The following is a 9,530-nucleotide window of genomic DNA, read 5'->3' on the forward strand; positions in this document are numbered from 1 at the left end:
CACGACGATGGCGGCGCCTCGGTGACGCGCAGCGAGAGGAACCTCGGAGCGCCGGGCGCGGTCCTCCCGGGCTCGCCGGCGGAGCCGCCTCCCGTGCAGGGCGAGGTGATGGGGGACGGCGGCTCCGCAGCCGGCACGGCGAGGTCGCGCCTGCGCCGCGCACGACCCGTCATCATCGGTGCGCTGGTGCTCGCGGTGATCGTCCTGCTCAACCTGCTGCCCGGCCCCGAGAAGGACGACCGCCCCCTCTCCCCCGGCAATCCGGCACCCGACGGTGCGCGAGCGGTGGCGGAGGTACTCGCGGCGCAGGGAGTGGACGTCGTCCGCGCGACCTCCTACGAGGACGCCCTCGCGGCGCTGGACGGGGGCCCGGCGACGCTGTTCCTCAATGACGCCCAGGCGTACCTCAGCGCCGCGCAGGTCGCCCACCTGAGCGAGGAGGCGGACCTCGCCGTCCTCGCCGCGCCGGGCGCGCGCCAGCTCTCGGCCCTCGACGACGGCTTCGAGCAGCTCGGTGCCGTGCCGTTCGACCTCGGCGACGACGAGCCTGGGCTGCAGGCCGACTGCTCCGATCCCGATGCGACGGCGGCGGGTACCCTGTCGATGACCGGAACGGCCTACTCCGGCATCCTCGAGTGCTTCCCGACGACGATCGGAGGCACGGAGGGCGGACTGTACGTCACGAGCGCCGACGGTTCCGTCGCCGTCCTGGGAGCGCCGGGGATCCTGTCCAACGAGATGATGCCGGACGAGGGCCACGCGGCCCTCGCGCTCGGGGTGCTGGGGTCGTTCCCGACGCTGGTCTGGTACGAACCGACCGGCGCGGACGTCGTGGCCTCGGGCGAGGGCATCGACCCGCTGACGCTGCTGCCCGCCTGGGTCGACCACCTGCTCGTGTGGCTGCTCGCCTGCTCGGTCCTGGCCATGCTGTGGCGGGGACGCCGGCTGGGACCGCTGGCGGCCGAGCCGCTGCCCGTCGTCGTGCGTGCAGCCGAGACCGCGGAGGGACGTGCGCGGCTGTACCAGGATTCCGGCTCGGTGGCTCACGCCGCGGCGAACCTGCGCGCCGCGACGCTCGCCCGGCTCGCGCGCCGCCTCCGCGTGGACCGCTCGGCGACCCCGGTGGAGGTCCTCGACGCGGCCTCGCGGCAGGGCGGCCGTCCCCGGATCGAGCTCGAGCGACGACTGTTCCACCACACACCGACCACGAACCGCGAGCTTGTGCTGTGGGCACAGGAGATCCTCGACCTCGAGAAGGAGATTCCATCATGAACCGATCCACAGACCGGCAGGACGGCGTCCTGGAGGCGCAGCCGGGAACGACGGCGGGCGGTGCCCACCAGGGGACGCGCGTCCAGGACCGTGCGCCGGAGGCCCCGCAGCAGGCGGTGCCCGACGACGGATCCGCGCGCGCCGCGCTCCTGCGGGTGCGCGACGAGGTGGGCAAGTCGATCGTCGGTCAGGACGCGGCCGTGACCGGCCTCCTCATCGGGCTCCTGGCGGACGGGCATGTGCTGCTGGAAGGCGTCCCGGGCGTCGCCAAGACCCTGCTGGTCCGTACCCTCGCCACCGCACTGGACCTCGATACCAAGCGCGTCCAGTTCACGCCGGACCTCATGCCCGGCGACATCACGGGCTCGCTCATCTACGAATCCAAGACCTCGGAGTTCACCTTCCGGGAAGGTCCCGTCTTCACGAACATCCTGCTCGCCGACGAGATCAATCGCACTCCGCCGAAGACACAGGCCTCCCTGCTGGAGGCGATGGAGGAACGGCAGGTCTCCGTCGACGGCGTCTCGCGCCGCCTGCCGGCGCCGTTCCTCGTCGCCGCGACGCAGAACCCGGTGGAGTACGAGGGCACCTATCCCCTGCCCGAGGCACAGCTCGACCGCTTCCTCCTCAAGCTCACCGTGCCCCTCCCGGGGCGCGAGGACGAGATCGAGGTGATCCGCCGCCACAGCGTGGGCTTCGATCCACGCGACCTCGGTGCCGCCGGCGTGCGGGCCGTCGCCGGCGCGGAGGACGTCGACCGCGCCCGGGCCGCCGTGGCCCGCGTGGCCATCGCCCCGGAGGTGCTGGCCTACATCGTGGACCTCGTCCGTGCGACGCGGTCGTCCCCGTCGTTCCAGCTCGGGGTGTCACCCCGCGGTGCCACCGCGCTGCTCAACACCTCCCGTGCATGGGCATGGCTCTCCGGCCGGTCCTTCGTGACGCCCGACGACGTCAAGGCCCTCACCCTCCCGGCGCTCCGGCACCGCGTCGCCCTCAGGCCCGAGGCCCAGATGGACGGCGTCGACGTCGACGACGTGCTCGGCGGCATCCTGGGCACCGTCCCCGTCCCGCGGTAGCGGCGCACCCCGCACGCACGTTCCGGGCAGGATCCCTGCCCGGACCCGAGAGGAGCTCGCCGTGGTCATCACCGGCCGTTTCGTCCTGCTGGCGCTGCTCGGCGTCGTGCCCGTGATCCTGTATCCGGGCACGACGTCGATCCTGCTGTGGGCCGCCCTCCTCGCCGCGGTCGGGGCACTCGACCTGGCCCTCGCCGCCTCGCCGCGCCGGGTGGGGATCACCCGGGTGCTGCCGGACAGCGTCCGTCTCGGTGAGGAGTGCCGGAGCGCCCTGGTGGTGCGCAACGACACCGGCCGACCGCTGCGCGGCACCGTCCGCGAGGCGTGGCAGCCGTCGGCCGGTGCCGTGGACCCGGAGCAGTCCGTGGCCGTACCGCCGGGCGAAGCGCGGCGCCTGGCCGTCACACTGCGTCCGGCCCGGCGCGGGATCCTCCGCGTGGAGACGGTCACCATCCGCAGCGCCGGTCCGCTCGGGGTCGCGGCCCGGCAGGTCACGATCCCGGCCCCCGGCGTGCTCCGGGTCCTCCCGCCCTTCCATTCCAAGCGTCACCTGCCGTCCAAGCTCCGCCGGCTGCGTGAACTCGACGGCCAGTCGGCGGTGCAGATCCGCGGCGCCGGCACGGAGTTCGACTCCCTGCGCGACTACGTCCGGGGCGACGACGTCCGGTCCATCGACTGGCGGGCCACGGCCCGCCGGCGCGACACCGTGGTGCGGACGTGGCGGCCGGAGCGCGACCGGCGCGTCGTCGTCGTGCTCGACACCTCGCGCACGTCCGCTGCGCGGATCGTGGACGAACCACGCCTGGACACCGGTATCGAAGCGGCGCTGCTGCTGTCCGTCCTCGCGGAGCGGGGCGGCGACAAGGTGCACTTCCTGGCGTTCGACCGCAGGGTCCGCGCACGCGTCGACTCGACGGCGAAGGGGAACCTCCTGGGCTCCCTGGTGACGGCCATGGCGCCGCTGGAGGCGGAGCTCATCGAGGCGGACTGGTCGCGGGTGCCCGCCCAGGTGCGTGCGGCCTCACCGCACCGCTCCCTCGTGGTGCTGCTGACGTCCCTGGACTCCGGCGCCGTCGAGGAGGGGCTGCTGCCCGCACTGCCGGGACTGACCGGACGTCACGTCGTCGTCGTGGCCTCGGTGCGCGACCCGAGGCTCGAGGAGATGGGTGCGGACCGCTCGACGGCCGCGGCCACCTACCGGGCGGCTGCGGCCGAACGCGCGCTCCTGGATCGCGCGGCCGTGGCGGACCAGATCCGGCTGCTCGGTGCGGAGGTGGTCGACGCGGTTCCCGCGGAGCTTCCGCCGCTGCTCGCCGACACGTACATCAGGCTCAAGGCAGCCGGGCGTCTCTGAGCGGGGGCGCCTCGAGCGACCCGGTTCACCCGGACCGCCATGCAACCGGTGGTCCCCGTGGTTGACTGGGTGCCCGAGCAAAGGAAGTGGGCGGCATGACCTCGATCTACCAGGAGGCGATGGGCAGCGACTTCGGCCGCCTGCAGCCGGAGCTGCGCGACTACTTCGGCCTCTCCACGGAGAGCGGCCTGTCGGGCCACGGGCGCGGGGTGTTCGATGTCGCCGGCTGCCCGGCCTGGTTCGCGCGCCCGGCGTTCCGGCTCACCGCGCTCGAGAACGCGTTCTTCCCCGAGTACGCCGGCGACGTACCGTTCACCATCCGGAACTACCCCCACGTCGACCCGTTCGGGCGCCCGGCCCTCACCGCCCGGCGTGAACTCGACTTCGGCACCACGTTGCGGATCTTCGAGGACACCACGTCCCTGCAGGACGGCATCCTGACCGACTACGTGGGCCGGCACCGCCGGATGGCCACGCTGCTGGCCTGCAGCGCCACCGACGAGGGGCATATCCGCATGGTGTCGTCACGGACCCGCGTCTTCGCGGGCGTGCGCCTCCCGCTGCCCGATGCCCTCGGGGCGCTCGCCTACGTGGAGCAGTGGTGGGACGACGCGGCGGGCTCGTTCCGCATCAAGACCCGCGTCGTGCACCGCCAGCTCGCGACCCTGCTCGTGTACGCCGGGCGGTTCGACTACGTCGTGGAGGAGTTCGACGGCGTGCTGCCCGTCGAGGCCCGGCCCGCGCGCTGGGAGCAGCGCGTCTGACGGCGTCCGGGAGGGTCGGCAGGGCGGATCAGCCCTCCGCCCGCACCTGCTCCAGCGCGTCGGCGACCTGCGCCATCCGGGCGACGGCCCGGACGGCGTCGGCGGGTGCCCGGCGGGACAGCCCCGGGAGTGTGGTCACCGTCAGCGCCGAGAGTGCCGTGACGGGCAGCCCGACCCGCCGCCAGGGGCCCAGCACGGACTCCACGAGGGTGCGGACCTGGAGGAGGTCCGCCGCGGGATCGAGGACCCCGAGCCAGAGCTCCCGGCCGGATTCGATGTCCTCCGCGAGCGCTTCCCAATGGCGATCGGGTATCCCCCGACCCTCCAGGCACAGCGCCGCCGTGCCGGCACGCGCCGCGTCGAGGACGACGTCGCCGCCGCCGGGGGCCAGCACGGTGCCGCGGGCTCCGGCGGCGATCGCCGACGCCGTCACGGAGTCCCACGCCTCGGTCGCCTCGCGCCGGTCGATCGCGCGAAGCGTCCGATAGCCGCTCGCCGTGGGCACGCGTCCGGCCAGGACGGCTCCGGCATCCGGCTCGTCGAGCTGGAGCACCAGCTCTGCTCCCCGGGCCACCGAGGTGACGCGGCGGACGAGGTCCGCGGCGCCCGCGGCGAGCGACTCGTAGAGCTCGCGGCGCGCCCCGGCGTCGACGAGGACCCGCTCGCCGTTGTGCAGGTGCACCCCCGCGGCGAGTGACAGCGGGCCCTGCAGGTGCAGCTTCAGGCGCGGCGCGGGCCGTTCTTCCGCGCCGGCGATGTCGCCGAGGGCATTGATGTCGGAGGACAGGGCCGACTCCGCCCGGCGCTGGTCGCGGCCCGGCCGCTGGACGAGCCGCCAGCCGTGCGGCTGCAGGTCGAAGGGAAGCTCGACGAGCATGCCGAGGGTCCGCCCGACGGCGTCGCTGCCGGGCCCGCGACCGGGCAGGGACGGCAGGAAGGGGAGGTTCGCACCGCCGAGCTCACCGCGGGCGGCGCGGTTCGCCTCGAGGGGATCGGTCCCCGGCCAGTCACCGGCAGCCGTGGCGCCGACGGGCCGCCGGTCGGCGTCAGTCATGGACGCCGTGCTCCCCTGCGGCACCGGTCGAGGACGTGTCGGCCGCGGGGCCGGTGGGGGGCTTGCGGTTCTCGGAGATCGCCTGGTGGTGCCGGATCACCTCGGAGATGATGAAGTTCAGGAACTTCTCGGCGAACGCCGGGTCCAGCTGCGCCTCCTCCGCGAGCATGCGGAGCCGGGCGATCTGCGCCGCCTCACGCTGCGGATCACCGGCGGGGAGGTCGTGTTCGGCCTTGAGGTGACCCACCCGCTGCGTCGCCTTGAAGCGTTCGGCCAGCAGGTAGACGAGGGTGGCGTCGATGTTGTCGATCGAGCTCCTCACCGAGAGCAGTTCGGCCATGACCTCGGGGGCCACGTCTCCTGCGAGTGAACTGGCTGCCGGGTCGAAGCCGCTGCGTGGGTGCGTCATGACTCCAGTCAAGCAGAAGCCGTGGGGCGTCCGGAAACCGCGACTAGCCCTGCAGGCCCGCCGGTTCGGGGCGGAGCGCGGAGCGCGCCGAGTCGATGGTCGCCTGCCCGAGGACGCGCGTGCCCTGGTACAGCACGACCGTCTGGCCCGGTGCCACGCCGCGCATGGGCTCGACCAGCCGGACCACGAGCTGCGGCGCGCCGTCGGCTGATCCGACGGAGGCGCGCGCCGCCACCGGGTCTCCGTGCGCCCGGACCTGCGCCATGCAGTCGAACTCCTCGCCGGTGAGCACCTCGTCGATGGGCAGGCCTGCCCAGGACACCTTGATCCCCCGCATCTCGTCGATGGCGAGCAGGTGCTCCGGTCCGACGACGACCTCGTTCTGCTTGGGCCGGATCTCGAGCACGAAGCGGGGCTTGCCGTCCGCCGCGGGGGTGCCCAGCTTGAGGCCGCGCCGCTGGCCGACGGTGAAGGCGTTCGCACCGGGGTGGCTGCCGATCTTCTCCCCGTCGACGTCGAGGATGTCGCCCTCCGTCAGGTCGATGCGCTCCTCGAGCCAGCCGCGGGTGTCCCCGTCGGGGATGAAGCAGATGTCGTGGCTGTCGGGCTTGTTCGCGACGGAGAGACCGCGCCGCTCGGCCTCCGCGCGGACCTCAGCCTTCGACGGCGTCTCGGCCAGCGGGAACATGGAGTGCCGGAGCTGCTCGTGGGTCAGGACACCGAGCACGTACGACTGGTCCTTCGCCCAGTCGGCCGCCCGGTGCAGTTCCGGATTGCCGTCGGCGTCCTCGACGACCTTGGCGTAGTGGCCGGTGCAGACGGCGTCGAACCCGAGCGCGAGGGCCTTCTCGAGCAGGGCCGCGAACTTGATGCGCTCGTTGCAGCGCATGCAGGGGTTGGGCGTGCGTCCCGCCGCGTACTCGGCCACGAAGTCGTCGACGACGTCCGCCTTGAAGCGCTCGGAGAAGTCCCAGACGTAGTACGGGATGCCGAGGATGTCGCAGGCGCGCCACGCGTCCCGCGAATCCTCGATGGTGCAGCAGCCGCGGCTGCCCGTCCGGAGCGTGCCGGGCATGCGCGAGAGCGCGAGGTGCACCCCGACGACGTCGTGCCCTGCCTCCACCGCGCGCGCCGCCGCCACTGCGGAGTCGACGCCGCCACTCATCGCTGCCAGTACCCTCATGAGAAAAAACCCGTTCCTGCTGTTCGGATGGATGATGCGTGTCCTGCCATGCCTGCGGCGCGCGCCCGTGCGTAGGCACCACCGATGGCGGCCACCACGGCGTCAACGTCGTCGGCGGTGGATGTATGCCCCAGGCTGAAGCGCTGGGCGCCCCGGGCCTCGTCCTCGCTCAGCCCCATGGCGAGCAGGACGTGGGACGGCCGCGGCACACCCGCCGTGCACGCCGAGCCGGTGGACGACTCGATACCCGCGAGGTCGAGGAGGAACAGGAGCGAATCCCCCTCGCAGCCGGGAAAGGTGAAGTGCACGTTGCCGGGCAGCCGTGTCCCCTCGGGTGCCGGGTGGTCCACGCCGCGGAGCACGGCCTGCGGCACCTCCCGGCGGATGCCGTCGATCAGGCGGTCCCGCAGCGCAGCCAACCGGGGGCCCTCGTCACCCAGGTGCGCGACGGCGTCGTCGGCCGCCGCGGCGAACGCCGCGATCCCCGCGCCGTCGAGCGTGCCGGACCGGATGTCCCGTTCCTGCCCTCCGCCGTGCTGTACCGGCGTGAGGGTGACGGCGCGCCCCACAAGAAGGGCGCCGACGCCCACGGTGCCGCCGATCTTGTGCGCGCTCACGGCCATGGTGGCGAGTCCCGAGTCCGCGAAGGAGACCGGGACGGACCCGAACGCCTGCACGGCGTCGCTGTGGACGGGCACGCCGTAGCGCGCGGCCTCCGCCGCGACGGCGTGGACCGGCTGGATGGTGCCGACCTCGTTGTTGGCCCACATGACGGTGACGAGCGCCGTCCGTTCCGGCGCCTCGGCCAGGGCTGCCCGCAGCGCCTCGAGGGAGACGACGCCGGTCCCGTCCACGGGAAGCCACACCACCTCGGCGCCCTCGTGGCGTTCGAGCCACTCGACGGTGTCCTGCACGGCGTGGTGCTCGACGGTGCTGCAGAGGATCCGGTTGCGTTCCGGGGCGGCGGCCCGCCGGGCCCAGTAGAGTCCCTTGATCGCGAGGTTGTCGGCCTCGGTCCCGCCGGAGGTGAAGACGACCTCGGACGCGTGTGCACCCGCGGCCGCTGCGATGGTCTCCCGTGCGTCCTCCACCGACCGCCGGGCACGCCGGCCCGAGCCATGGAGGGAGGAAGGATTACCGCTCCGGCTGAGTTCGCGGGTGAGGGCGGCGAGCGCCGGCGCCGAGATGGGCGTGGTCGCCGCGTGGTCGACATACACGGGCACATACCGATTCTACGGGCGCCACGCCGTACCGCCGATTCCGGTGGTCCGCGTCACGCACCGGACCACGAGCCGGGCACGCGGCCCGCGGTGGTAGAACTGCAGGGTGGACAGTCGTGCAGCGCCTCCGTCATCCTCCGGGACCTACCGTCCGGCGTTCCGCCACGCGGTGCGTGACTTCGGTCCCCGCACGCTGGACTTCGACCGCCAGGTCGCGCTCATGGCCGTCATCAACAGGACGCCGGATTCGTTCTACGACGGCGGGACGACCTTCGCGTTCCAGGCCGCCGTCGATGCGTCCCTGCAGGCGGTCGCCGACGGCGCGGACTGGGTGGACATCGGCGGAGCGCCCTTCGCGCCCGGCGACCCGATCCCGGCGTCGGAGGAGGCGGACCGCATCGTCCCCGTCATCAGCGCCGTGCGCGCGGCATCCGACGTCATCATCTCCGCCGACACCTTCCTGCCCGAGGTGGCCCGCCAGGCGCTGGCCGCAGGAGCCAGCGTCGTGAACGACACCACGGGGCTGCGGGACCCCGACATGGCGGCCGTGGTGGCCGAGGCCGGCGCCCACCTGGTCATCACGCACAGCCTGGCCGAGCCCCGCTCGGTGTACCCGCGGCCCACCTACGGCGACGTGGTCCGCGAGGTCGCGGACTTCCTCCTCCGGAAGGTGGACGACGCCGTGCGGCTCGGCATCCCCGAGGACCGGATCCTGCTGGACCCGGGCCACGACCTCAACAAGAACACACTGCACTCGCTCGAGATCACGCGCCGCTTCGCGGAGATCGCGGGCCTGGGCTTCCCCGCCCTGGCGGCGGTGTCCAACAAGGACTTCATCGGCGAGACCCTCGACAGGCCGAAGCGTGACCGCGTGGAGGGCTCGCTCGCGGCCGCCGTGATCTGTATCCTCGGCGGGGCCCGCGTCGTCCGCATGCACAACGTCCCCGCGTCCCGCGCCGCCGTGGACCTCACCGAGGCGGTCCTGGGGTGGCGGGAACCCGCCTACCTCCGGCACAACATGGGCGACGTCAACGAACCGGCGGCGCCGTGATCACCTCCCTCCTCCCGCCGTCGCCCGACGAGGTCGACGACGCCGCGCTGTACCGGGTCTACGCGTATCCCGCGATCGACCGGCCCTATGTCCGGTTCAACTTCGTCGCGGCCGCCGACGGTGCCGCGACGAGCGGCGGCCTCTCCG

The 9,530-nt window shown here is 73.2% G+C and carries 9 protein-coding genes; 5 read left to right on the forward strand and 4 right to left on the reverse strand.

The features are described from left to right. From CVO76_RS07820 to CVO76_RS07835, 4 genes are all read left to right on the forward strand, one after another. A partial coding sequence (locus tag CVO76_RS07820) for a DUF4350 domain-containing protein (RefSeq protein WP_208741565.1) occupies positions 1-1,272 on the forward strand: 1,272 nt, incomplete at its 5' end. After that, a complete protein-coding gene (locus CVO76_RS07825; RefSeq protein WP_133080943.1) occupies positions 1,269-2,348 on the forward strand; it encodes an AAA family ATPase in 1,080 nt (359 codons plus the stop codon). The genes CVO76_RS07820 and CVO76_RS07825, both read left to right, overlap by 4 nt. Before the next feature lie 61 nt (positions 2,349-2,409). Beyond that, entirely contained in the window at positions 2,410-3,702 is a 1,293-nt protein-coding gene (locus CVO76_RS07830; protein WP_208741566.1) for a DUF58 domain-containing protein, read from the forward strand. Positions 3,703-3,797: 95 nt separating this feature from the next. Beyond that, entirely contained in the window at positions 3,798-4,466 is a 669-nt protein-coding gene (locus CVO76_RS07835; protein WP_208741567.1) for a DUF4166 domain-containing protein, read from the forward strand. Positions 4,467-4,494: 28 nt separating this feature from the next. Here CVO76_RS07835 and CVO76_RS07840 read toward each other — a convergent pair whose 3' ends face one another. Genes CVO76_RS07840 through CVO76_RS07855 form a run of 4 tightly spaced genes read right to left on the reverse strand, consistent with a single transcriptional unit; the run spans position 4,495 to position 8,335 of the window. Further along, positions 4,495-5,520 carry a hypothetical protein gene (locus CVO76_RS07840; protein WP_208741568.1) on the reverse strand — a complete coding sequence of 342 codons (1,026 nt, stop codon included), beginning with the start codon at positions 5,518-5,520 and terminating at the stop codon, positions 4,495-4,497. After that, complete coding sequence (locus tag CVO76_RS07845) at positions 5,513-5,929, reverse strand: chorismate mutase (protein ID WP_208741569.1); 417 nt, start codon at positions 5,927-5,929, stop codon at positions 5,513-5,515. Before CVO76_RS07845 ends, CVO76_RS07840 begins: the two co-directional genes overlap by 8 nt. 43 nt (positions 5,930-5,972) lie before the next feature. After that, on the reverse strand, positions 5,973-7,112 hold the full coding sequence (gene mnmA, locus CVO76_RS07850) for a tRNA 2-thiouridine(34) synthase MnmA (protein ID WP_208741570.1): 1,140 nt from the start codon (positions 7,110-7,112) through the stop codon (positions 5,973-5,975). Further along, positions 7,109-8,335, reverse strand: a complete 1,227-nt coding sequence (locus tag CVO76_RS07855) for a cysteine desulfurase family protein (RefSeq protein ID WP_208741571.1) — start codon at positions 8,333-8,335, stop codon at positions 7,109-7,111. Before CVO76_RS07855 ends, mnmA begins: the two co-directional genes overlap by 4 nt. Before the next feature lie 103 nt (positions 8,336-8,438). Here CVO76_RS07855 and folP point away from each other — a divergent pair, with 103 nt between their 5' ends. Then, on the forward strand, positions 8,439-9,383 hold the full coding sequence (folP, locus tag CVO76_RS07860; RefSeq protein ID WP_432206142.1) for a dihydropteroate synthase: 945 nt from the start codon (positions 8,439-8,441) through the stop codon (positions 9,381-9,383). Positions 9,384-9,530 lie beyond the last annotated feature (147 nt).

It is taken from the genome of Arthrobacter agilis (genome assembly GCF_002953615.1).
Taxonomy (GTDB): domain Bacteria; phylum Actinomycetota; class Actinomycetes; order Actinomycetales; family Micrococcaceae; genus Arthrobacter_D; species Arthrobacter_D agilis_B.